The sequence below is a fragment of the Acidovorax sp. GW460-11-11-14-LB4 genome (assembly GCF_059423685.1).
Map to the genome: position 1 here is coordinate 56874 of NZ_JBWKYJ010000011.1, position 21618 is coordinate 78491.

General features: G+C 66.4%; 22 protein-coding genes. 15 read left to right on the plus strand and 7 right to left on the minus strand.

What is annotated here, in order from left to right; genetic code table 11:
• Positions 1-175: 175 nt before the first annotated feature.
• Positions 176-562 (plus strand): septal ring lytic transglycosylase RlpA family protein, encoded by a 387-nt coding sequence (locus tag AC07X4_RS06830; RefSeq protein ID WP_369804283.1) that lies wholly within the window; start codon positions 176-178, stop codon positions 560-562.
• 33 nt (positions 563-595) lie between these two features.
• Here the strand turns inward: AC07X4_RS06830 and AC07X4_RS06835 are convergent, their stop codons facing one another.
• On the minus strand, positions 596-1483 hold the full coding sequence (locus tag AC07X4_RS06835; protein WP_436077553.1) for a 23S rRNA (adenine(2030)-N(6))-methyltransferase RlmJ: 888 nt from the start codon (positions 1481-1483) through the stop codon (positions 596-598).
• A 251-nt stretch (positions 1484-1734) separates the two neighbouring features.
• On the opposite strand from AC07X4_RS06835, the gene AC07X4_RS06840 reads away from it, so the two are divergent.
• From AC07X4_RS06840 to mdtD, 7 genes are all read left to right on the plus strand, one after another.
• Positions 1735-3702, plus strand: coding sequence for a serine/threonine protein kinase (locus tag AC07X4_RS06840; RefSeq protein ID WP_476497935.1), 1968 nt, complete (start codon positions 1735-1737; stop codon positions 3700-3702).
• 192 nt (positions 3703-3894) lie between these two features.
• Positions 3895-4326, plus strand: coding sequence for a 50S ribosomal protein L13 (gene rplM / locus AC07X4_RS06845; protein ID WP_015015720.1), 432 nt, complete (start codon positions 3895-3897; stop codon positions 4324-4326).
• Between the two features lie 11 nt (positions 4327-4337).
• Positions 4338-4730 (plus strand): 30S ribosomal protein S9, encoded by a 393-nt coding sequence (gene rpsI, locus AC07X4_RS06850; protein ID WP_005798582.1) that lies wholly within the window; start codon positions 4338-4340, stop codon positions 4728-4730.
• 157 nt (positions 4731-4887) lie between these two features.
• Positions 4888-5598, plus strand: coding sequence for a DUF6776 family protein (locus AC07X4_RS06855; RefSeq protein WP_260668534.1), 711 nt, complete (start codon positions 4888-4890; stop codon positions 5596-5598).
• Between the two features lie 155 nt (positions 5599-5753).
• Complete coding sequence (locus tag AC07X4_RS06860) at positions 5754-6152, plus strand: bactofilin family protein (RefSeq protein WP_060986949.1); 399 nt, start codon at positions 5754-5756, stop codon at positions 6150-6152.
• A 60-nt stretch (positions 6153-6212) separates the two neighbouring features.
• On the plus strand, positions 6213-6578 hold the full coding sequence (erpA, locus tag AC07X4_RS06865; RefSeq protein ID WP_008907234.1) for an iron-sulfur cluster insertion protein ErpA: 366 nt from the start codon (positions 6213-6215) through the stop codon (positions 6576-6578).
• Between the two features lie 104 nt (positions 6579-6682).
• Positions 6683-8104 carry a multidrug transporter subunit MdtD gene (gene mdtD, locus AC07X4_RS06870; RefSeq protein ID WP_494739627.1) on the plus strand — a complete coding sequence of 474 codons (1422 nt, stop codon included), beginning with the start codon at positions 6683-6685 and terminating at the stop codon, positions 8102-8104.
• 33 nt (positions 8105-8137) lie between these two features.
• On the opposite strand, the gene AC07X4_RS06875 is transcribed toward mdtD, so the two are convergent.
• On the minus strand, positions 8138-9247 hold the full coding sequence (locus tag AC07X4_RS06875) for an anhydro-N-acetylmuramic acid kinase (protein WP_494739628.1): 1110 nt from the start codon (positions 9245-9247) through the stop codon (positions 8138-8140).
• A gap of 37 nt (positions 9248-9284) precedes the next feature.
• Positions 9285-10655: a M23 family metallopeptidase gene (locus AC07X4_RS06880; protein WP_015015714.1), complete on the minus strand. Its 1371-nt coding sequence runs from the start codon at positions 10653-10655 to the stop codon at positions 9285-9287.
• Positions 10656-10859: 204 nt separating this feature from the next.
• On the opposite strand from AC07X4_RS06880, the gene tyrS reads away from it, so the two are divergent.
• Positions 10860-12092 (plus strand): tyrosine--tRNA ligase, encoded by a 1233-nt coding sequence (gene tyrS, locus AC07X4_RS06885; protein WP_056743852.1) that lies wholly within the window; start codon positions 10860-10862, stop codon positions 12090-12092.
• A gap of 92 nt (positions 12093-12184) precedes the next feature.
• On the opposite strand, the gene AC07X4_RS06890 is transcribed toward tyrS, so the two are convergent.
• A complete protein-coding gene (locus AC07X4_RS06890) occupies positions 12185-13186 on the minus strand; it encodes a LysR substrate-binding domain-containing protein (RefSeq protein WP_494739629.1) in 1002 nt (333 codons plus the stop codon).
• 131 nt (positions 13187-13317) lie between these two features.
• On the opposite strand from AC07X4_RS06890, the gene AC07X4_RS06895 reads away from it, so the two are divergent.
• Together AC07X4_RS06895 and AC07X4_RS06900 are read left to right on the plus strand one after the other, a co-directional pair.
• Positions 13318-13857 (plus strand): DUF2917 domain-containing protein, encoded by a 540-nt coding sequence (locus AC07X4_RS06895; protein WP_494739630.1) that lies wholly within the window; start codon positions 13318-13320, stop codon positions 13855-13857.
• Between the two features lie 105 nt (positions 13858-13962).
• Positions 13963-14340 (plus strand): DUF2917 domain-containing protein, encoded by a 378-nt coding sequence (locus tag AC07X4_RS06900; protein WP_494739631.1) that lies wholly within the window; start codon positions 13963-13965, stop codon positions 14338-14340.
• Between the two features lie 85 nt (positions 14341-14425).
• Here AC07X4_RS06900 and AC07X4_RS06905 read toward each other — a convergent pair whose 3' ends face one another.
• Positions 14426-15046, minus strand: a complete 621-nt coding sequence (locus AC07X4_RS06905; RefSeq protein WP_494739632.1) for a TetR/AcrR family transcriptional regulator — start codon at positions 15044-15046, stop codon at positions 14426-14428.
• Between the two features lie 159 nt (positions 15047-15205).
• Between AC07X4_RS06905 and fabF the strand changes: the two genes are divergently transcribed.
• Positions 15206-16480, plus strand: coding sequence for a beta-ketoacyl-ACP synthase II (gene fabF / locus AC07X4_RS06910; RefSeq protein ID WP_494739633.1), 1275 nt, complete (start codon positions 15206-15208; stop codon positions 16478-16480).
• 59 nt (positions 16481-16539) lie between these two features.
• Here fabF and AC07X4_RS06915 read toward each other — a convergent pair whose 3' ends face one another.
• Complete coding sequence (locus AC07X4_RS06915) at positions 16540-16938, minus strand: BLUF domain-containing protein (RefSeq protein WP_056743858.1); 399 nt, start codon at positions 16936-16938, stop codon at positions 16540-16542.
• 125 nt (positions 16939-17063) lie between these two features.
• Between AC07X4_RS06915 and AC07X4_RS06920 the strand changes: the two genes are divergently transcribed.
• The 3 genes from AC07X4_RS06920 to AC07X4_RS06930 all read left to right on the plus strand — a co-directional run bounded on the left by AC07X4_RS06920 (position 17064) and on the right by AC07X4_RS06930 (position 20380).
• Entirely contained in the window at positions 17064-17819 is a 756-nt protein-coding gene (locus AC07X4_RS06920; protein ID WP_108497190.1) for a Crp/Fnr family transcriptional regulator, read from the plus strand.
• Between the two features lie 175 nt (positions 17820-17994).
• Entirely contained in the window at positions 17995-19413 is a 1419-nt protein-coding gene (glmU, locus tag AC07X4_RS06925) for a bifunctional UDP-N-acetylglucosamine diphosphorylase/glucosamine-1-phosphate N-acetyltransferase GlmU (RefSeq protein WP_494739634.1), read from the plus strand.
• A 181-nt stretch (positions 19414-19594) separates the two neighbouring features.
• Positions 19595-20380: a sensor histidine kinase gene (locus tag AC07X4_RS06930; protein WP_494739635.1), complete on the plus strand. Its 786-nt coding sequence runs from the start codon at positions 19595-19597 to the stop codon at positions 20378-20380.
• Between the two features lie 21 nt (positions 20381-20401).
• Here the strand turns inward: AC07X4_RS06930 and AC07X4_RS06935 are convergent, their stop codons facing one another.
• Positions 20402-21454 carry a sensor domain-containing diguanylate cyclase gene (locus tag AC07X4_RS06935; protein ID WP_099729259.1) on the minus strand — a complete coding sequence of 351 codons (1053 nt, stop codon included), beginning with the start codon at positions 21452-21454 and terminating at the stop codon, positions 20402-20404.
• Between the last annotated feature and the right edge of the window lie 164 nt (positions 21455-21618).

Genomic DNA, 21618 nt, shown 5'->3' on the forward strand with positions numbered 1-21618 from the left:
GGCGGGGGGCACACAGCCTCCCGGGGCCCATCGCGGCGCTGCCCTGCGGGGGCTGCTGCGGCGAGCGGTGGGTCTCTGGCTGCTGTGCAGCGCTTGCACTGCTGTTCAAGCCCAGGGGTTGCAGGCAGAGCCGGATGCGCTGGCCCCTAATCTCTTGTCCGTGCCGGGCGAGGCCATGCTGATCGATCCCCCGGCCAAACCGGAACCCAGCACTCCTGCCGGGTCGCCGCTCAGCCTGGAGGCGGATGAGGTGGGTCTTGCCTCATGGTACGGGGCGCAGTTCCACCGGCGGCGTACTGCCAGCGGGGAGCTGTTTGACATGCGAGCGCTCACGGCCGCGCACCCCACGCTGCCCTTTGGCTCACGCGTGTGTGTACGCAGTCAGGCCACCGGGCGCACGGTGATCGTGCGCATCAACGACCGTGGTCCACACACCCGCAACCGGGTGATTGATCTGAGCCGGGGCGCCGCCGAGGCGCTGGGCATGGTGGGCCTGGGGCTGAAGCCAGTGGAGCTGTTCGCCCTGCAGGACGACGACAAGGACTGCCCGGCGGCGCCTTGACGCCAGGCTTTGAACAGGTTCTTGTGAGGCCGGTCAGCCGCCCGACTCGAGCGTGTGGGTGGCGTGTTTGTCCTGCGCCAGCAGCTCGGCCATCTGGGGCAAGGCGTTTTTGAGCGCGGCCTTCAGTGTGTAGGGCGGGTTGATCAGGAACATGCCGCTGGCGGGCAGGCCTGGGCGCTTGGTGTCGCCCGTGACCGTTTCCGTGATCTTGCTCGATTTGACGGTGAGCGTGGCGTGCAGCCAGCTTTTGCCCGCCTTGGTGGCCAGCGTTTTCAGGCGGCGGGGCAGGTCGTGGGCTTCGGGGCGCGGAATGATGGGGTACCAGAACGCATAGGTGCCCGTGGCAAAACGCTTGAGCGAGTCGGCCGCCATGTCGAGCACCTTGGCGTAGTCGCTCTTGATTTCATAGCTGGGATCGCACAGCACCAGGGCGCGCCGGGCCGGTGGGGGCAGGAACTTTTTGATGCCCTCAAAGCCGTCCTCGTGCAGCACGGCCACCTGGCGGCCCGCCTCCAGCTGGGCCACGTTGCCGGCCAGCGCGCGCAGGTCGGTGGGGTGCAGCTCAAACAGCTTGAGCTTGTCGTGGTCGCGCAGCAGGCGCTGGGTGATGAAGGGCGATCCGGGGTACACGCGCAGCGCCTTGCCCTGGTTGAAGGCGCCCACCATGTCCACATAGGCCTGCAGGGCGGGGGTGAGGGCGGGGGTGGTTGGCGCAAACAGCCGGGCCACGCCATTGGCGGCTTCGCCGCTGGTGCTGGCATAGTCCCCGTCCAGCCGGTACAGGCCCGCACCCGCATGGGTGTCCAGCACGGTCAGCGCCGCGTCTTTTTCGGTGAGATGTTGCAAGGCGGCAATCAGGACGGTGTGCTTGAGCACATCGGCATGGTTGCCTGCGTGGAAGGCGTGGCGATAACTGAACATGGCCCAATGGTAACGAGTGTGTTATGCCAAGGGGGGCTCCCGTGTCCGGGCGCGGCACAATCGGGGGGCCGTGTGGTGGCGGGGGACGTGATGTTTTTGGCAGACAGGCCGTACTTTGTTAGCCATTTGTTGCCAAATCCGGCGCGGCCATGCTTCATGATCGCGCCTGCGGCGGGGTCAGCGTTTCGCCGTCGCCGTAGTTGCCTCATTGATTTGCATTTGAAATTGCCAGCCCGCCCCGTCCTCTGACCATGACCGCAAGCTCCAGCACAGCCCCCGCCAGTGGTGTCAGCCATATCGATGCGCTGCCCCCTGGCACCCGCCTGGCGGAGTTCGAGATCCTGGGTTTGCTGGGGGTGGGCGGGTTTGGCATGGTCTACAAGGCTTTTGACCATTCCCTGCACCGGGCGGTGGCCATCAAGGAGTACATGCCCTCGGCGCTGGCCGGACGCTCGCAGGGGCAATCGCTCTGGGTGCGGTCCTCGTCCGACCAGCAGACCTTCCAGGCCGGGCTGGTCTCTTTTGTGGGCGAGGCCCGTCTGCTGGCGCAGTTTGACCATCCTTCTCTGGTCAAGGTGTTCCGCTTCTGGGAGGCCAACAACACGGCCTACATGGTCATGCCGCTGTACTCGGGCATGACGTTCAAGCAAGCCCGTGCCCAGATGCGCACCCCCCCACCCGAGGCCTGGCTGCGCAAGCTGCTGTGGTCGGTGCTGGATGCGCTGCGCGTGCTGCACGATGGCAACACGCTGCACCGCGACATTTCGCCCGACAACATTTTCCTGCAGGACAACGGCCCGCCGGTGCTGCTGGACCTGGGCGCCGCCCGGCATGCCATCAACGACCAGGACCGCAAGCACACGGCCGTGCTGAAGGTGAACTACGCCCCCATCGAGCAGTATTCCGACGGCGACGAGGAACTGCGCCAAGGCCCGTGGAGCGACTTGTACTCGCTGGCGGCGGTCATGCACGGGTGTTTGGCCAACGACACGCCTCTGCCCGCCACGCTGCGCTCCATCCGTGACCGCATGGTGTCGTTCTCCCGTATCGCCAAAACCGTCAAGCGGCAGTTTGGGGTGGAGTATTCAGCGCCTTTTGTCGCGGCAATTGCCCAATCGCTGGCCCTTCGGCCCGAGGACCGCCCCCAGAGCATCGATGCCTTTCTCCAGACCATGGAGATGACGTCGGCGCCGGACGATGTGCAGCACTTCGACTTCCGGGCGGAGTTGGGCGACATCTGGGTGGAGCCCGCCGACCAGCCTGGCCCGGGTCTGGCCACCCCTACCGTGGACGTGACCTCCGCCCCCAAGATCGTGGCCGAGATGCAGGCGCAGGCCCAGCGTGAGGACTTGGTGGCGGCGGCTCCCGCATCGGATGCCAGCCGCCCTGGCGATGATTTCGGTGGGGACACGGTCATGCTGGCTGGTCCTGACACCGTGGCGGCCGATGCTGGCGACACGGTGTTCATCGATGCCGGCGATACCGTGGTGGCCGACGACGATTCGCGCTTTGAGGACCTGCCGCACCACCGTTCACCGGGCGCAGGCGGGTCGCGTGCAGCCGATCGGCGTTCTGCGCCTTTGGAGCGGGATGTAGTGCGCAGCAATGGCAAGCCGACCCCATCCCCCCGGCGTTCCCCTTTGGTGGCGGGCATCGTGGTGGCGGCGTTGGTGGCTGTGGTGGCCGGTGCCGGTTGGCGCTGGAGCCAGGGCAGCAAGCCGCCCCGGGACGAGATCATTACGGAGATGGCCGAGCGGCCTGCCGCAGCGGCGGCTTCAGACGCTGCCCTGGTGGAGGTCAGCGCTCCGGCTGCTGCCGGGGGCGACGCGCAAGGTCTGAGCTCGGATGGCGCAGTGGCGTCAGCCAGCGCCGCCTCTGCGGCCGCACCTGCTCCTGCCTTTGTGGTTGCGTCTGCACCCAAACCGAGCCCCCGGGTGGCCAAGCGTGCAGGCGCAGAGCCCGCACCCACACCCATCGTGGTGCATGAAGAGCCCGTGCCGGCGCCGCCTCCGGTGGTGGCCGAGCCCAAGCCCCGCCCCGCACCGCCGCCCCGCCTGCCCTCGCCGCAAGAGGTGTGCGCCGACGCCAACTTCCTGGCCCGCCCGATGTGTATTCACCAAGAATGCCAGAAGCCGTCCCAGGCCAATCAAACTGTCTGTGTGGAAAACCGTCGCCGTTACGAGGCCGACGAGCAGCGCCGCCGCCAGACGCCGAACTGACCGGAGCAGGTGCCCTGAGGGCCTTGGCTGAGGGCGCTCTTGCGCTAACGCATGGCTCTTTCGTATAATGGAAGGCTTCGCAGCGCTTTTGTGGTCCCGCGGCGAAGACTTTTTGCCACCTAAGAGGCTTCCTTCAGAGAAGCACCGACCGTGGAAAAGGACCCGCCAAACCCTCTTTTGAAGAGAAAACTCATGACAACTACTTTCAGCGCAAAGCCCGCTGAGGTCGTGCACGAGTGGTTTGTGATTGACGCGACCAACAAGGTCCTCGGACGAGTAGCCAGCGAAGTTGCTCTCCGTTTGCGCGGCAAACACAAGGCCATTTACACGCCTCACGTCGATACCGGTGACTTCATCGTCGTTATCAACGCAGCCCAACTCAAGGTCACCGGCACCAAGTCCTTGGACAAGGTGTACTACCGTCACTCGGGTTATCCCGGCGGTATCACGGCCACGAACTTCCGCGACATGCAAGCCAAGCACCCCGGCCGTGCGCTGGAAAAGGCTGTCAAGGGCATGCTGCCCAAGGGCCCCCTTGGCTACGCGATGATCAAGAAACTCAAGGTGTACGGCGGTGCTGAGCATCCCCACACCGCCCAGCAGCCCAAAGTGCTGGAAATCTAAGGAGCCTTGAGATGATTGGTGAATGGAACAATGGCACCGGCCGTCGCAAGTCCAGCGTCGCTCGCGTGTTTCTGAAAAAAGGCTCCGGCAAGATCACGGTGAACGGCAAGGACATCCAGTCCTACTTCGGCCGCGAAACCTCGATCATGATTGCCAAGCAACCCCTGGCGTTGACCAACCATGTCGAAACTTTCGACATCCAGATCAACGTGCACGGTGGTGGTGAATCCGGCCAGGCTGGCGCTGCCCGCCACGGTATCACCCGCGCCCTGATCGATTACGACGCATCCCTCAAGCCCGTCCTGAGCCAAGCCGGCTTCGTGACCCGCGATGCCCGTGAAGTCGAACGTAAGAAGGTCGGTCTGCACTCCGCACGCCGCGCCAAGCAGTTCTCCAAGCGTTAAGCTGTGGCGCTGCCGGATGTTGCCTTGTGCAGCATCCACTGCAAGGCACTCCTTGCGAGTGCTTTACAGAGAAAAACCGCCTTCGGGCGGTTTTTTCGTTTATGGTGCGCTCTTTTCGTTTTTTTGGGAGGCCTTCCATGGTCCGCCTGTCGAGCCTATGCGCTTTCGCCTGCTTCGCCGTCGGTTGACCATCAGCGCCCCCCGGGTGGCCATCCGCAGCGCCTTGCCCTGGCCCTTTCGATGGCTGGCCCTGGCCGTGGTGATGGGTTTCTGCGCTGCCGTGGCGTTGTGGGCCTTTGAGTTCGGCAAATCCATTGCCGGGATCGATACTGTTTCGCGTGACGAAGTGGTCCAGATGAAGGCGGAGATCAGCCGCCTGCGCGAAGAGGGCCAGGAGCGCCAGACGGTGGCATTGACCGCCGAGAGCCTGCTGGCCACCGAGCGCGCTGTCAAGGAGAGCCTGATGGCCCAGGTGCGCCAGCTTGAAGCCGACAATCGCACGCTGCGCGAGGATCTGGGCTTCTTTGAAAAGCTGATCCCTGCGGCCAAGACCGATGGGCTGGCCATTCGCGCGCTGCAGGCTGAGGTGCTCGGCGGGATGCAGCTGCGTTGGCAGGTGCTGGTGATCCAGGCCGCCCGCAATGCGCCGGAGTTCAACGGGCGGCTGGAGTTGGTGCTGGTGGGCACTCTGGATGGCAAACCATGGGCACAGACCCAGCCACCCCAAGGCCAGTCGCTGCAGGTCAAACAATACCGCCGCATCGAGGGCGTGCTCGATCTGCCGCCCCAGGCCGTGGTAAAAACCGTGACCGCGCGCGTGCTGGAGGGAGCCACCGTACGCACCACCCAGACCATGGCCATCGAATAGTGCAAGGTGGACGGTGGATGCGCTGATCAGGTTTTGGCGCTCTCGCCCCGGCAATCCAGCCCCAGCTGCCACCCACAACCTGCCGCCTTGCTGGCACGAATTCCATCCCCAAGCGGGCCTTTGCAACCGCTTGGCACTTCAGGAGTCTTCCGACCATGTTCTCGCGTAAAAAGCAGCCACCCATCAAAAGCCTGGTGGCACAGGGCACCAAGATCGAAGGCAATGTGCATTTTGCCGAGGGCATGCGCATTGATGGCGATGTGGTCGGCGATATCCGGGCAGCGGCGGACCAGCCCAGCATCCTGGTGATCTCCGAAACCGCGCGGGTCGAGGGCGCGGTGCATGCCGACCACGTGATCATCAACGGCCAGGTGCTGGGCCCCGTGCATGCGGGCGAACTGTTGGAACTGCAGCCCAAGGCGCAGATCACCGGCAATGTGCATTACAAGGCGCTGGAGATGCACCAAGGCGCCGTGATCGCGGGGCAGTTGATCCCTACGGCGGTGCTGGTGGAGGAAAAGCCCCCACTGAAGTTAGCGTCAAACAGCCAGTGATCTGAATTCCCGAGAGGTTTGCAGTAGTATTCCCTGCAAACCCTGAACCCGGAGTACCCCATGAGCGCAGTTGCCGAAAACATCCAGACCGAAATGCCCGCCCCCATCCTGTTCACCGACAGCGCGGCGGCCAAGGTGGCGGACCTGATTGCCGAAGAAGGCAACCCCGACCTGAAGTTGCGGGTGTTCGTGCAAGGCGGCGGCTGCTCCGGCTTCCAATACGGCTTCACGTTCGATGAAATTACCAACGAAGACGACACCACCATGACCAAGAACGGTGTGTCGCTGCTCATCGACGCCATGAGCTACCAGTATCTGGTGGGTGCCGAGATCGACTACAAGGAAGACTTGCAAGGCGCGCAGTTCGTGATCAAGAACCCGAACGCCACCACCACCTGCGGCTGCGGCTCCAGCTTCTCGGCCTGAGGGGCACCGTGACAGGCGCAGCCCTGCTCCCCTGACTGAATCAACCGCCTTCGGGCGGTTTTTTCATGGGGCGCGTTCGTTTCGTTTGAAAAACCCTGCAAACCATGCACCAGGAACCCTCCCAGAAAGTACTGCTGTGGCTGGTGGCCGTCGGCTTCTTCATGCAGACGCTGGACGCCACCATCGTCAACACCGCGCTGCCCGCCATGGCGCAGAGCCTGGGCGAGAGCCCGCTGCGCATGCAGTCGGTGGTCGTGGCGTATTCGCTGGCCATGGCGATGCTGATTCCGGCATCTGGCTGGGTGGCCGACCGGTTTGGTGCGCGCCGGGTGTACTTTCTGGCCATCGTCTTTTTTGTGGCGGGCTCGGTGTTCTGTGCGCTGTCGCACAGCCTGACCCAACTCGTGGCTTCCCGGGTGCTCCAGGGGCTGGGGGGCGCGCTGCTGCTGCCGGTGGGGCGCCTCGTGGTGCTGCGCACCTTCCCGCGCGAGAAGTTCTTGCAGGCCATGAGTTTTGTGGCCATTCCCGGGCTGATCGGCCCGCTGATCGGTCCCACGCTGGGCGGCTGGCTGGTCGAGGTGGCCTCCTGGCACTGGATCTTCCTGATCAACGTGCCGGTGGGGCTGCTGGGCTGTGCCGCCACCATGCGCTACATGCCCGGGGTACCCGCGCCGACGGTGGCGCGGTTTGACCTGGCGGGCTACCTGATGCTCGCCTTTGGAATGGTGGCGCTGTCGCTGGCGCTGGATGGCCTGGCCAGCCTGGGGCTGCGGCAGGCGAGTGTGCTGGTGCTCATGATCTTCGGGCTGGCCAGCTTGGTGGCCTACTGGCTGCACGCGGCGCGGCGGCCTGACCCGCTGTTTTCGCCCCGGCTGTTCTCGGTGGATACCTTGCGCATCGGGCTGCTGGGCAATCTGTTTGCCCGGCTGGGCAGCTCGTGCATGCCGTTCCTCATTCCGTTGCTGCTGCAGGTCACCATGGGCTATTCGCCGCTGCAGGCGGGCATGATGATGTTGCCCGTGGCGGTGGCGGGCATGTCCATGAAGCGGTTCACCACTACGCTGATCACCCGCTTCGGCTACCGCCAGGTGCTGGTGGGCAACACGCTGCTGGTGGGGGTGACCATGGCCAGCTTCGGGCTGGCGGCACCCTCGCAACCGCTGTGGGTGTATGTGGTGCAGCTGGCGGTGTTTGGTGCGGTGAACTCGCTGCAGTTCACGGCCATGAATACCGTGACCCTCAAGGACCTGGGGCACGACATGGCCAGCAGCGGCAACAGCCTGTTGTCCATGGTGCAAATGGTGGCCATGGGGATGGGGGTGGCTGCGGCGGGGGCGGTGCTGGCGGCGTTCACCGATTTCTTCCAGTCCACCGGCACGACACAGACCCTGCAAGCCTTTCAGGCCACGTTTGCCTGTATGGGGCTGATCACGGTGGCTTCAGCCGGTATCTTCTGGCAACTGTCGCCGCAAGACCGTTCCGGCACCCAGGCAGGCGCCTCGGTTGATGCCGGGGACCACGGCTGATCGCCCTGTCCAGGGCTGTGTAGACCGGGCGGTTCAGGCGGGGTACACCGCGCCCAGCACACGGCTACCGGCCGCACCGGTCACGCTGGGCAGGTTGCCTGGCGCCCCCTGCAGCGCCTGGCGTGCCAGCCAGGCAAACGCGGCGGCCTCCACCTGCAGGGCGGGCAGGCCCAGCGCATCGGTGGCCACCACCTGCAAGGACGGGCAGGCAGCCTGCAGCCGCTGCATGAGCTGGCCGTTGAGCGCGCCGCCGCCGCATACTGCCAGCGTTTTGCTATTGTTTAGATAGCTGTTGGCGCATATTGCACTAGCGCTTGCGGTGAATTCGGTCAATGTAGCCTGCACATCGGCCGCAGCGGCCTGCGCAAAGGGTTGCAGGTGCGCGGCCAGCCAGGCGGGGTTGAACAGGTCGCGGCCCGTACTTTTGGGGGGCGCCTTGTGCAGGTACGGCTCCTGCAGCAACGCAGCCAGCAGGTCCGGCAGCACCTGGCCCTTGGCGGCCCAGGCGCCGTCCTTGTCAAATGGCTGGCCCGTGTGCTGCTGGCACCAGTGGTCCATGAGGGCGTTGCCCGGGCCGCAGTCGAAGCCCAGCACGCTGCCATCTGCCCCCAGCACGCTGAGGTTGGAGATGCCGCCAATGTTCAGCACCAGCACCGTCTCGTCCGGCCGGCCGAACACGCCCTGGTGGAAGGCGGGCACCAGCGGCGCACCCTGGCCGCCCGCGGCCACGTCGCGGCTGCGCAGGTCGGCCACCACGGTGATGCCCGTCAGCTCGGCCAGCAGGGCGGGGTTGCCCAGTTGCAGGGTGTAGCCTGTGCCGTCAAATTCCTGGGGGCGGTGCCGCACCGTCTGCCCGTGGGCACCTATTGCACGGATGGCGCTCGCCGGGTGGCCGCTGCGCTGCAGCAGCGTGTGCACCACCCCGGCATAGGCCCGGGATAGCGCGTTGCCTGCGAGGGCAGCGCGGTGCAGTTCGTTGTCGCCGGGGGTATTGAGAGCAAGCAACTCGGCGCGCAGTGCGGGGGCAAAGGCGGCGCTGGCGTGGTGTGTGACCCGCAGGCGCGGTCCCGAGAAATCAGCCAGCACCCCGTCGATCCCGTCGAGCGAGGTGCCCGACATCAGGCCGATGTACAGATCGGACATGGCCTGACGGGTGGTGTCTGTAAGTGTGCGGGAGCGATCAGTCTGCGCTGGCCTGCTCGATGAGTGCAGCGGCGTTCAGCTGAACACGCATGTTGGCCGCGAGGCGGTCAAACGCAGGGCGGGCGGCTGCAGACACCGGTGCGGCGGCTTCGCTCTGGGCAACGATGGTCATCGGGTCCTGGTGCACGCCATTGACGCGGAACTCGAAGTGCAGGTGCGGGCCGGTGGCCCAGCCGGTGGCGCCCACGGCGCCCAGCGTCTGGCCTTGCTCGACCGACTGACCCTGGCGCACGTCGATGCGGCTCAGGTGGGCATACACGGTAACGTGCTGGTTGCGGTGCTTGACGAACACCACGTTGCCGTAGCCGTTCTGCACGCCCGCAAACTCCACCACGCCATCACCCACGGTGCGCACGGCGGTGCCTGTGGGGGCTGCAAAGTCGGTGCCCAGGTGGGCGCGCCAGGTTTGCAGGATGGGGTGCAGGCGCATCTTGAAGCCGCTGGTCACGCGCGAGAACTCGACGGGCGAGGTCAGGTAGGCGCGGCGCATGCTTTCACCGTCCAGCGTGTAGTAGGCACCCTTGGCGGCGTTGGGCTCCTGGAACCAGATGGCCTGGTGGGTCTTGCCGTTGTTGACGAACTCGGCGCTCAGCACGCGGCCGCTGGACAGAGGCTCGCCGTCGGCTTCCAGGGTTTCGTACACCACCGAGAAGCGGTCGCCCTTGCGCAGCGAGCGGCGGAAGTCGATATTGCCCGAGAACAGTTCGGCCACCTGCACGGCCACGGCATCGGGGATGTTCGACGCGTCGGTGGCGGCAAACAGCGAACTGTGGATGATGCCGCCCGCCAGACGGCTGTTGGTCGTCATCTTGGCGGTTTCGATGCGGGTCGCAAACTTGTTGTCGCCCGTGCGTTCGACGATCAGGCGGCGGAAGTTGCCGCTGTCGTCCGGCACCCAGCGCACCGTCAGGCGGATCAGGCGGTGGTCGTCGGTGGTCTCTGCCGACACGATGCGGCCGGTGCGACCCAGCACGTTCTGGCGCACCGGCGTGTCGCTGCGCATGAAGGCGGCGGCGGCCGGGTCGGCCACGCCCATGCGCTGCAGCAGCGACTCGGGGGTGTCGCTGCTGCGCACCTGTTCGGAGCGGAACAGCGAAAAACTGGGCGCATCCAGCTGGCCCAGCACCATGTTTTCGGCCAGCGATTCGACCGGGTAGTTCACCATGCGCACCGGCAGCTCGGCCGGGTCGGGTGCGAAGGAGGCCACGGCAAATGCGCCGCCGCCGCCCGTCAGCAAAATGGCTGCGACGGCGGCGGTGATGCGTTTGGGATGTTGTTGGATCGTGCGGGACAGCCGGTCAAGCAAAGCGATGCTGGCGGTGCGGACCGTAGTGAGGCCGTGAATCAAAGGTCTATCCCCAGGGTGATTGCGGATCCGTGGCACACCCCCGGTGTGAATGCGGGGCGGGGCCAGGAGCACAGACTGTCAGGCTGCAGCCATTCGACAGGTTGATGAAAAACAGGTCGAAACGGCGGGCCCACTAGAATCCGCCTCTGCAATGTGGGCTGAAGTATAGCGGTGCATGCTGTCTAGACATCCCAAAAAACCCTTATGAATCAATCTGCTGTTACAACAACCCCGGTCTCTGATGGTGTAAGACAAGCCCTCGAAATCTCGCTGCGCGGCGTGCAAGAGCTGCTGCCACAGGACGAATGGGTCAAGAAGCTGGCGCGTTCGGAGGCCACGGGCCAGCCGCTGCGTATCAAGCTGGGTCTGGACCCCACGGCCCCCGACATCCACATCGGCCACACAGTGGTGCTGAACAAGATGCGGCAACTGCAAGATCTGGGCCACCAGGTCATCTTTTTGATCGGTGACTTCACCAGCCTGATCGGCGACCCCTCGGGCCGCAACAGCACCCGCCCGCCGCTCACGCCCGAGCAGATCAAAGTGAATGCCGAGACCTACTACAAGCAGGCCAGCCTGGTGCTGGACCCGGCCCGCACCGAGATCCGCTACAACAGCGAATGGAGCGAACCCCTGGGCGCCACCGGGATGATCCAGCTGGCCGCCAAGTACACCGTGGCGCGCATGATGGAGCGCGACGACTTCCACAAACGCTTCACCACCGGCCAGTCCATTTCGGTGCATGAGTTCCTGTACCCGCTGATGCAGGGCTACGACTCGGTAGCCTTGAAGAGCGACCTGGAGCTGGGTGGCACCGACCAGAAGTTCAACCTGCTCATGGGCCGCCACCTGCAGCAGGAATATGGCCAGGAGCCGCAGTGTGTGCTCACCATGCCGCTGCTGGTGGGACTGGACGGCGTGGACAAGATGTCCAAGTCCAAGAACAACTACATCGGCATTGCCGAGGACGCCAACACCATGTTTGCCAAGGTGCTGTCGATCAGCGACACCCTGATGTGGGACTGGTACACGCTGCTGTCGTTCAAGAGCCTGGCCGACATCGCCGCGCTCAAGGCGGAGATCGCTGGCGGGCGCAACCCCAAGGACGCCAAGGTGATGCTGGCCAAGGAGATCACCACGCGCTTCCACAGCGCGGCTGCCGCCGATGCGGCCGAGCAGGACTTCATCAACCGCAGCAAGGGCGGCGTGCCGGATGAGATCCCCGAGGTGAGCGTGTCTGGCGCGCCGTTGGGCATCGGTGCGCTGCTCAAGCAGGCCAACCTGGCCCCCTCGACCAGCGAGGCCAACCGCCTGATCGACGGCGGCGGCGTGCGCGTGGAAGGCAGCGTGGTCAGTGACAAGGGCCTGAAGCTGGACGCCGGCACCTACGTGGTGCAGGTGGGCAAGCGCAAGTTTGCACGGGTGACTTTGGCCTGATTTGGGGGTCAAAACAGCCGCAAGCGCTAGAAGAATAAGCGCTGATAGCTATCAAAATGAAAGCGCTGAGGCCGCAGGGCCCAGCGCTTTTTTCATGACCCGTCCAGGTTGTCGTTCAGGTCCGGATCGGGCACATCGCCAATTGCCTGGCGGGTGGCCTCGGCCTGCACCTGCAACCAGGCGCAGAAGGCCTTGATCTCCGGCCGTTGCGCGCTGCGCGGCCCCACCATAAGCCAGTAGGCCAGGGGCGAGTCGATGCGGTGGCCGGGCAGCACCTCCACCAGGTCGCCCGAGGCCAGGGCATCGGCAATCAGTGGCATGCGTGCCAGCGCCAGGCCCTGGCCGGCCAGCGCGGCCTGCACGATCTGGTGGGCGTAGTTGAAGTACAGCCAGCGCTGGGGCTGTAGCTTGGTCAGGTCGCGGGTGTCGAACCAGCGGCGCCAGCTCAGGTACTCCAGGTAGTGCGTGCGGTGGGCGTCGCCCGCCTCGATCAGGGTGAACTGCGCCACATCGGCGGGGGTGCGCAGCGGCTTGCCGCTCTTGAGCAGCCAGGGGCTTGCCACCACGGCCAGTTGCTCGCCAAACAGGCGGATGCCGCCCTGCGTGGCCCCGGCCGGCATGGCATAGCGCAGGGCCAGGTCCACGTCCGAGGTTTCCAGGTCCACCTGCACGTCGCTCGCATCAATGCGGATGTCGATGCCCGGGTTGTCGCGCTGGAACTCCTCCATGCGCGGGATTAGCCACATCGATGCAAAGCTGGCCCAGGTGGTGATGGCCACGCTGCGGCGCCCCGCCGTTTGGCGCACCAGGCGCACGGCGGCGTCCATGCGCTCCAGCGCCGGGCCCACGGCGCGCTGCAACTGTGCGCCCGCGCTGGTCAGCTCCACCGCGCGTGTGTGGCGCAGGAACAGGGGCACGCCCACCTCTTCTTCCAGCGCCTGGATCTGGCGGCTCACGGCCGACTGGGTAAGGGCCAGCTCGTCGGCGGCCGCGCGAAAGTTCAGGTGTTTGGCCACGGTCAGAAAGGCGCGCCAGTGCCCTGTGGCCACGGGCCGGGTGCGCAAGACGGCGGGAGAGTATTCGGCAGAGGTCATGGCAGTGATCCTGAGTGCGATTCATGCGTTGACGGAATGAATAGCGTACCTTGTTTTCATTGGACTGTGTACGGTGTAAAGCGCACTATCCAGGCTCCTCAACACGTTTTACTGAAGCCAAGGAGCTTGTCATGTCCCCCCGCAACGTTCTGGAATCGCAACAATCCGTCCACGCCGCCACGGCTGGCCGTCGCGCGGCCGGTTGCTGGAAGCTGGCCACAGGCCAGGCCTTGTCATTGCACCCAGACACCCATGGCGTGCTGCAGATCGCCCAGGGGCAGGCGTGGGTCACCTTGCGTGGCGTTCTGGCGGACATGCCGGGCGCCGCTGTGGACCACGTGCTGCAGCCCGGCCAACAGCTGACGGTTGCGCCAGGGCAGCATGTGGTGATGGAAGCCTGGACCGGTTCCGGCTGCGCGGAGCCGGTGGCTTTCCGCTGGGACGTCGTGGCAGCCCCCGCTCTGGCGCAGTCCGCCAGCACAGCCGCCAGGGATTGGGAATGTGGCGTCGTGCAGCCGCTGCGCGATCTGGGGAAGGCGCTAGGGCAAGGCGGACGCGCCCTGGGCACGGCGCTGGCGGGTGTGGCGGGCGCGGGCGGCCGGTTTGCCGTCGGCTTCGCCCGGTTTGCTCTGCTTCGGATAGCAGCGCCGCTACAGCGCAGGCCGGTGTGAACAGCTCATGCAGGAAAAGCATCAATCGGTGCCGTGCTTTTCATTGGACGTTGTTCTGCAACCAGCGCACCATACGGTCATATTAGGGTTAACCCGGAGAAAGCCATGACAACCTCTCACGCTCTTCATGTGTTTGCATCTTCCCGCGCCACGGGCGCTGCCGCCGGTGAGACGGGACATGTGGCCGCAGGCGCCGCCGTCACCCTGGCCCCCAAGGCCGCGATGACCCTGCGCATTGCCGAAGGCCAGGCCTGGGTCACGCTGGGCCAGGGCCTGGGCGATGGCAGCGACGTGTTTCTGTGCGCTGGTCAGTCGCTGCCTGTGGCGGCAGGCCAGGCGGTGGTGGTCGAACCCCTGAACGGCCGCCGCCTGCAATACCGCTGGGTGCGTGGCGATGCCGCCGATGCGCGCCCTGCCACGTGGTGGCGCCGTGCGTCGGTGGGCAATGGGGCGCCCGCCTGGGGCGACGCCTGCTGCGCTTGACATGATCCCAGGGGCGTCTTGCCCCGGGTGATGTGACTTGTTAAGAACGGCCAGTGTTTGTGACGCAAGCGCTGGCTGTTCTTTTTTACTTCGAGGGGCTGGATGTGTTGTCCAGCCAGTCCGTCAGCTGCGTCTGCAGCGTCACCATCAGCTCATTCGACAACGCGGGTTGCGCCGCTGCCGTGGCGCGGGCCAGCACCATCCCCCCCACCATGGTGGCCAGCACATGGATCGCGCGGGCGCGGTCTTGTAGCGATGGGGTGGCGCCGCCGCCGGCATCGGCAGCGCCGTCAGCCAGCAGCTGGGCAAACCGCTGGATGTTGCGCTCGATGCCCTGGGCAAACACTTCGGATAACCCGCCGCCCGCCCGCGCGGCGTCCACCGCCAATGCGGCCACGGGGCAGCCTGAGCCCGGCGCGTCGCGGTGTTCAGGTGAGAGGTAGCGCTGGATGCGGTCGCCCACCGTGGCGTGGGGCCGCTCGCCGTCCAGCACGGGGATGGACCAGTCGAACGCCTTGGTGCACGCCTCCTGCACCAGCACATCCTTGGACGCGAAATGCCGGTACAGCCCGCCATGCGTAAGCCCGGCATCCCGCGTGATGTCGGCCACCCCTACGCCGGTCAGCCCCCGCTCGCGGTACAGGCGGGCCGCCGCGTCCAGGATGCCCTGCCGGTTTTCTGCGGCCTGTGCTTTGGAAACCTTCATGGAAGCCTCTTATTGATTGCGGTCGTACGCAAAAATGGGTTTGCAGTTTATGATGACGATTGCAATCATAAAGGTGCAGAACCTCTGTGCCCCAACTGTCTGACGAGGTGAATTCATGAAAAAAGCGAGTGGTATGAGCAGCAACGAGGTGGTGGCCTGATGCGCCGCGTGGTGGTCACAGGCATGGGCCTGGTGTCGCCGCTGGGCTGCGGTGTAGAACTGGCGTGGCAGCGCTTGCTGGCTGGGCGCTCCGGCCTCTCGCGCTTGCCGGACGCGGTGACAGAAGGCATTGCCGCCAAGGTCGCCGGGCAGGTTCCCGGCATAGCGCAAGACCCCGAGGGCGGCTGGGATGTGGACGCCATTGTCTCGTCCAAAGACCAGCGCAAGATGGACCGCTTCATCCCCTTTGCGCTGGGCGCGGCGCAGCAGGCGCTGGCGCAGGCGGGCTGGCCACCGGCCGACGAGCGGGCGCGTGAGCGCACGGCCACGGTGATCGCCTCGGGCATCGGCGGCTTTGGTGCGATTGCCGAGGCCGTGCGCACCACCGATACGCGCGGGCCGCAGCGGCTGTCGCCGTTCACGGTGCCGTCGTTCCTGGTCAATCTGGCGGCGGGGCAGGTGTCGATCCGCCACGGGCTCAAGGGACCGCTGGGGGCTCCGGTCACTGCGTGCGCCGCCAGCGTGCAGGCGATTGGCGATGCCGCACGCCTGATCCGCAGCGGCGAGGCCGATGTGGCCGTGTGCGGCGGCAGCGAGGCCGCTATCGACCGTGTGAGTCTGGGCGGTTTTGCGGCGGCCAAGGCCTTGGGTACGGCCTTCAACGACATGCCTGAGCAGGCATCGCGCCCGTTCGATGCGCAGCGCGACGGCTTTGTGATGGGCGAGGGCGCAGGCATGCTGGTGATCGAGGCGCTGGACCATGCCTTGGCGCGCGGCGCACAGCCGTTGGCCGAGCTGGTGGGCTACGGCACGTCGGCCGACGCGTACCACATCACCTCCGGCCCCGAAGATGGTGACGGCGCCGCGCGCAGCATGTGGGCCGCGCTGGCGCAGGCAGGGCTCACGGCCCAGGACGTGCAGCATCTGAACGCACACGCCACGTCCACCGGTGTGGGTGACCGGGGCGAGCTGGCCGCCATTCGCAGGGTGTTCGGCGCGGGTGCGCAGGTGGCCATCAGTTCGACCAAGTCGGCCACCGGGCACCTGCTGGGGGCGGCGGGCGCTGTGGCCGCCATCTTCACCACCCTGGCGCTGCGCGACCAGGTGGTGCCTGGCACGCTGAACCTGCACACGCCCGATGGATTGGCCGAGGGGCTGGACCTGGTGGCCCTGCAGCCCCGGCCGATGGCGCTCACGCATGCCATGCTCAACGGGTTTGGTTTTGGCGGCGTGAATGCCACGCTGATCCTGCGGCGCTGGTTGCCCACGGCTTGAGGCTGGCAACGCGGACCCAGGCGCCGCACGGTGTGCAAAGGGCGCCGGGCGGCGCCTGTTCAGATCACGAGTTCTCCGCGCATGGCTTCAAACGCGGCCAGTGCCGCTTCACCATCGAGCCGCTCCATGCGGGCCAACGCATCGGCGTCTTCCACCGTGCTGAACGCCAGGCTGAACTGCTGAAACCGCCGCCCCGCCAACGGGCCGTTGTGCACCACCTCCACGTTCACATGGCGCGGGTCGTTGCGGATGCGTTCGATGAGCTTGAGCACAGCCTTCTGCGGGCCTTCGAGCTGCTGGCAAAAGCGCTGGCCGTCAAAGATCAGCAGGCCCGTCACGTCCAGCTCGGCGTTGACCTGGCGCGCCTTCGCGGCAATCTCTGCCACGACGGCGGTCGGCTGGTCGGGCGCCAGCGTGCTGACGTAGAGAACTTCGTAAAGGGCGGAGCTGATTTTCATAAGTAGCGCCCAATGTAGAAGCCCCGGCTGCGCGGTGCAATGTCAAAAGACATAGGCGCGGCAGGCGTTGCGGGGCGGCTGCACAGCTTCGCGGTCACGGCCCGGGTCCCTAGAATGGCGCCACCATGAACGTCTCCCTGCCGCCCCATGCGTGTCCGCCCGCCTGCCAGCAATGCCGCTTGCGCAAAACGGGGGCCTTCACGGCCGTGAAGCCGGAGGTGCTGGATTTCATCGAAGGCTTTCGCACCGACAGCCTTGCCGTGGAAGCGGGCGGCGCGCTGGTGCGCGAGAACCAGACCAACGCCAAGCTGTTCACGCTGTATTCGGGCTGGGCGTTTCGCTACAAGACGCTGAGCGACGGGCGCCGCCAGATCCTCAACTTCCTGCTGCCCGGCGACTTGGTAGGCCTGCAGCAGGAGTTTGGCGATGTGTCGGCCCACGGCATCGAGGCGCTGACCGACTGCTCGCTGTGCGTGTTCCAGAACGACAGCCTGTGGGCGCTGTTTCGCGAGCACCCGCGCCTAGGCTACGACATCACCTGGCTGTCGGCGCACGAAGAGGGCCATGTGGACGACAACCTGCTCACCGCCGGCCGCCGCAACGCCACCGAGCGTGTGGCCATGCTGCTGATGCACCTGTACCGCCGGCTCGACCGTATCGGGCTGGTGGAAGATGGCTCGGTGGCGTTCCCGCTCAACCAGCAGCACATTGCCGACGCACTCGGGCTGTCGCTGGTGCACACCAACAAGACGCTGCGGCGCCTGTCCATGCTGGGCCTGCACGAGCTGAAAAACGGGCGGCTGCGCCTGCTCAACACCCGCGCGCTGGCGCGCATTGCTGAGTATTACGACACCCCGCCACGCTTGATGCCGCTGCTGTAGGCCGCGCTGGCTCGTGCATGCGACAAAAATCGTATGCCAGGGGCCGAAGGCGCCTATAGTGAAAGCGCTAGCAGCTATCAAATAAATAGCACTGCGTGCGCTGCGGATGGCAGCACGATAATCCCCGCCATGCACGCGAGCGTGCCTTGGCCGCGCTCACCACACCGATCTGTTTATGACCCCACTCGACATCCTCATCATGGCGGCCGGCAAAGGCACGCGCATGAAAAGCCGCATCCCCAAAGTGCTGCAGCGCCTGGCCGGGCGCCCGCTGCTGCACCACGTGCTGGACCAGGCCGCGCACCTGCAGGCCCGCAGCGCCATCGTCATCACCGGCCATGGTGCTACAGAAGTAGAAGCAGCTACCGCAAGCACGAATAGCGCTACCGGCACTTTTGACCTGAAGTTTGTGCGCCAGGAGCCCCAGCTGGGCACCGGCCACGCCGTGCAGCAGGCCGTGCCGCACCTGCGCGACGACGGCACGGCCGTGGTTCTGTCGGGCGATGTGCCGCTGACGCAAGCCGACACCCTGCGTGCCCTGGTGGCTGCCAGCGAAGGCGGCAAGCTGGCCCTGCTGACGGTGACCCTGCCCGACCCCACCGGTTATGGCCGCATCGTGCGCAATACATCGGATGCCGTGCAAGGCATCGTCGAACACAAGGATGCGAGCGACGCCCAGCGCGCCATCACCGAGGTCTACAGCGGCATCATGGCCGTGCCCGCGCGGCTGCTCACGCCCTGGCTGGCGCGGCTGACCAACCACAACGCCCAGGGCGAGTACTACCTCACCGACATCGTCGCCATGGCCGTGGCCGATGGTGTGCCCGTGGTGGCCCACCGCATCACCGACGCGCTGCAGGTGGCGGGCGTCAACAGCCCGCTGCAACTGGCCGAGCTGGAGCGTGCCCACCAGCTGCGCCAGGCCCGAGCCTTGATGGAGCAAGGCGTGCGCCTGGCCGACCCCGCCCGCTTTGACCTGCGCGACGACACCCGCACCGGAGTGCGCGGCGAGCTGGTCTGCGGGCAGGACGTGGAGATCGACGTGAACTGCGTCTTCACCGGCCGCGTGGAGCTGTGCGAGGGCGTGAGCATTGGCGCGAACTGCTGCATTGCCAATGCGCGCATCGCAGCAGGCGCGGTGATCCACCCCTACACCCACATCGACGGCGAAAAGGCTGGAGCCACCGTTGGCGAGGGCGCGCTGATCGGCCCCTTTGCCCGCCTGCGCCCCGGCGCCCAACTGGGCCGCGAAGTGCACATCGGCAACTTTGTCGAAGTGAAGAACAGCACGCTGGCCGACGGCGCCAAGGCCAACCACCTGGCCTACCTGGGCGACGCCACGGTGGGCGAGCGCGTGAACTACGGCGCGGGCAGCATCACCGCCAACTACGACGGCGCCAACAAGCACCGCACGGTGATCGAGGCCGACGTGCATGTGGGCAGCAACTGCGTGCTGGTGGCGCCTGTGACCATTGGCGCTGGCGGCACGGTGGGCGGCGGCAGCACCATCACCAAGAGCACGGCGCCCGGCGCGCTGAGCGTGGCGCGGGGCAAGCAAGTCAGCATTGCCAACTGGTCCCGCCCGAAAAAATGAAGCCCCCCCTGAGTCGCTTCGCGCCTTCCCCCTCCAGGGGGACGACAGCCTTTGCTGCGGGGCGGCCCTTGCTGGCTGTCCTCGCCTGCGCCTCCGTCTTCGTGCGTAGCGCGTTGGCGCCTCGTTGTGCCGTGCACGCTTCTGTGGCCTGCGGCAGGACATGAAAGTGGCTGGTGCAGACATGACCCCCGAACAGCTGCGAGCCGAACTGGCCCGCAGTCAGCAGCAGGTGGCCGATATGGCGGCTGCGCAAGAGGAGTTCTTGCGCGCCGTGTCGCACGACCTGCGCGCGCCGCTGCGGCATGTGACGTCTTACGGAACGCTGGTGCGAGAGGTGTTGGGCGACCTGCCGCCCGAGGTGGTGCAGGGTGCTGAGGTGCAAGAGGCCCTGGGCTTCCTCGCCACCATGGACCACTCGGCTCGGCGCATGGGGCTCATGATCGACGGCCTGCACGCCCTGGTGCGTGCCAGCCGTGCGCCGCTGCGCCTGCAGCCCGTGCTGCTGACCGATGCCTTTGCCCAGGCGCGCGCCACACTGGCCCCGGCCGAGGCCGGACGCGCGGTGGAATGGCGGGTGGGTGCCGATTTGCCCACGCTGTGGGCCGACCCGACGCTGCTGCAGGATCTGCTGGTGCAACTGCTGGGCAACGCCCTCAAGTTCACGCGCTCCGTGGCGCACCCGTGCATCACGGTGTCGGCGGACGCGGCACCCGCAGGCCAGTGCGCCTTCACCGTGCAGGACAACGGCGTGGGCTTTGACCTGGCGCGCGCGGGCAGCTTGTTTGGCGTGTTCCAGCGCCTGCACCGCGAGACAGAGTTCGAGGGCGTGGGCACAGGGCTCGCGCTGTGCCGTGCCATTGCGCAGCGCCACGGCGCACAGATCAGTGTGACGGCGGTGCTGGGGGGCGGTTGCACGGTGCGGGTGCAGTGGCCGGTGAGTCCCGCAGTTGCCGCCGACGAGTCCTGAACCTGCACGCAGTGCTGGTGGCTACACCGCCGGCACCAGCGCTGGCTCCATGCATCCCGCCACCTGATTGCGTCCGCCGTTCTTGGCGACGTACAGCGCCGCATCCGCCGCGTCGATCCACGCACGCAGGCTGCTGTGGCGGTGGTCGGCCGGGGCCACGCCGATGCTGCTGGTGATGCGCAATTCGGGCAGGCTGCGCAGGCGCACGCCTTCGGTCTGCTCGCGGATGCGCTGGGCAATGGCCAGGGCGTCCCGGGCCTGCATGCCGGGCAGCACGATGGCGAACTCGTCCCCGCCGTAGCGCCCCGCGCAGTCGCCTGCGCGCACGTTGCCCCGCACCACATGGGCCAGCGCGCGGATCACCTCGTCGCCCACGGTGTGGCCGTAGGCGTCGTTGATCTCCTTGAAATGGTCGATGTCCAGCATCAGCATGCAGGCGGGCTCGTCGGTGGTGTGGTGGCGGCGCAGTGCGGCCTCTGCCTGCTCTTGCCAGTGGCCGCGCCCGAACAGGCCGGTCAGCGCGTCCACACGGCGCAGCTCGTCCAGCATCTGGTTCTGGCGCGCAGACTGCCGGATGAGCTGGTAGCTGACCACGCTGACCGACAGCGTGTGCAGCGACATCACCGGCAGGCAGGCCACCATCACGCTCATGGAGGTCTCGGGCGCCCAGTGCAGGCCCATGACCACTGTGCTGGCGGCGCCGGCCGCCAGCATCACCCACAGGGCGCGCGCCCACAGCCCCCGGATGCCGGTCGTGATCTTGTCCACCATGGTGAGGGTGAGCAACATCACGCTGGGCAGCAGGTTGAAGTGCATCAGCGGAACCAGCGCAGCGACCAGCGCCGAGTCGATGAGCAGGTTGCGCACCTCGGCGGCATAGGGGTCGGTGGCGCGGCGGGTGAGCAGGTAGGCCACATGCGGCCACACCAGCGTGGCCAGCAACAGCGCCGTCCAGGCCAGGGGGGATGCCTGGCGCTCCCACAGCACCGTCGCCACCACCATCCCGCCCAGCCCCATGCCCAGGATGCGCAAGGGGTAGATGCGGCGTGGCATCTGGCGGCGGGGCGTCGGCATGGGGTGCAGGAGAAGGGCGGTGCTGCCACGCGGGCATCCACCGGCCAGGTAGGTTGAAAGTGCGGGGGAGCTTACAACGCCCGGTCAGGCGATACCAGCAAGAAATGACCGTGGTCCATTCCCATCAGTCGCATGGATGACGTTGCTGGGTTGTGGGATGCGCT

Excerpts from the sequence above, each read along its gene's own strand:
- AC07X4_RS06830 (WP_369804283.1), top strand. The coding sequence starts at position 176 with ATGCTGATCGATCCCCCGGCCAAACCGGAACCCAGCACTCCTGCCGGG.
- AC07X4_RS06835 (WP_436077553.1), bottom strand. The coding sequence starts at position 1,483 with ATGTTCAGTTATCGCCACGCCTTCCACGCAGGCAACCATGCCGATGTG.
- AC07X4_RS06840 (WP_476497935.1), top strand. The coding sequence starts at position 1,735 with ATGACCGCAAGCTCCAGCACAGCCCCCGCCAGTGGTGTCAGCCATATC.
- rplM (WP_015015720.1), top strand. The coding sequence starts at position 3,895 with ATGACAACTACTTTCAGCGCAAAGCCCGCTGAGGTCGTGCACGAGTGG.
- rpsI (WP_005798582.1), top strand. The coding sequence starts at position 4,338 with ATGATTGGTGAATGGAACAATGGCACCGGCCGTCGCAAGTCCAGCGTC.
- AC07X4_RS06855 (WP_260668534.1), top strand. The coding sequence starts at position 4,888 with ATGCGCTTTCGCCTGCTTCGCCGTCGGTTGACCATCAGCGCCCCCCGG.
- AC07X4_RS06860 (WP_060986949.1), top strand. The coding sequence starts at position 5,754 with ATGTTCTCGCGTAAAAAGCAGCCACCCATCAAAAGCCTGGTGGCACAG.
- erpA (WP_008907234.1), top strand. The coding sequence starts at position 6,213 with ATGAGCGCAGTTGCCGAAAACATCCAGACCGAAATGCCCGCCCCCATC.
- mdtD (WP_494739627.1), top strand. The coding sequence starts at position 6,683 with ATGCACCAGGAACCCTCCCAGAAAGTACTGCTGTGGCTGGTGGCCGTC.
- AC07X4_RS06875 (WP_494739628.1), bottom strand. The coding sequence starts at position 9,247 with ATGTCCGATCTGTACATCGGCCTGATGTCGGGCACCTCGCTCGACGGG.
- tyrS (WP_056743852.1), top strand. The coding sequence starts at position 10,860 with ATGAATCAATCTGCTGTTACAACAACCCCGGTCTCTGATGGTGTAAGA.
- AC07X4_RS06890 (WP_494739629.1), bottom strand. The coding sequence starts at position 13,186 with ATGACCTCTGCCGAATACTCTCCCGCCGTCTTGCGCACCCGGCCCGTG.
- AC07X4_RS06895 (WP_494739630.1), top strand. The coding sequence starts at position 13,318 with ATGTCCCCCCGCAACGTTCTGGAATCGCAACAATCCGTCCACGCCGCC.
- AC07X4_RS06900 (WP_494739631.1), top strand. The coding sequence starts at position 13,963 with ATGACAACCTCTCACGCTCTTCATGTGTTTGCATCTTCCCGCGCCACG.
- AC07X4_RS06905 (WP_494739632.1), bottom strand. The coding sequence starts at position 15,046 with ATGAAGGTTTCCAAAGCACAGGCCGCAGAAAACCGGCAGGGCATCCTG.
- fabF (WP_494739633.1), top strand. The coding sequence starts at position 15,206 with ATGCGCCGCGTGGTGGTCACAGGCATGGGCCTGGTGTCGCCGCTGGGC.
- AC07X4_RS06915 (WP_056743858.1), bottom strand. The coding sequence starts at position 16,938 with ATGAAAATCAGCTCCGCCCTTTACGAAGTTCTCTACGTCAGCACGCTG.
- AC07X4_RS06920 (WP_108497190.1), top strand. The coding sequence starts at position 17,064 with ATGAACGTCTCCCTGCCGCCCCATGCGTGTCCGCCCGCCTGCCAGCAA.
- glmU (WP_494739634.1), top strand. The coding sequence starts at position 17,995 with ATGACCCCACTCGACATCCTCATCATGGCGGCCGGCAAAGGCACGCGC.
- AC07X4_RS06930 (WP_494739635.1), top strand. The coding sequence starts at position 19,595 with ATGACCCCCGAACAGCTGCGAGCCGAACTGGCCCGCAGTCAGCAGCAG.
- AC07X4_RS06935 (WP_099729259.1), bottom strand. The coding sequence starts at position 21,454 with ATGCCGACGCCCCGCCGCCAGATGCCACGCCGCATCTACCCCTTGCGC.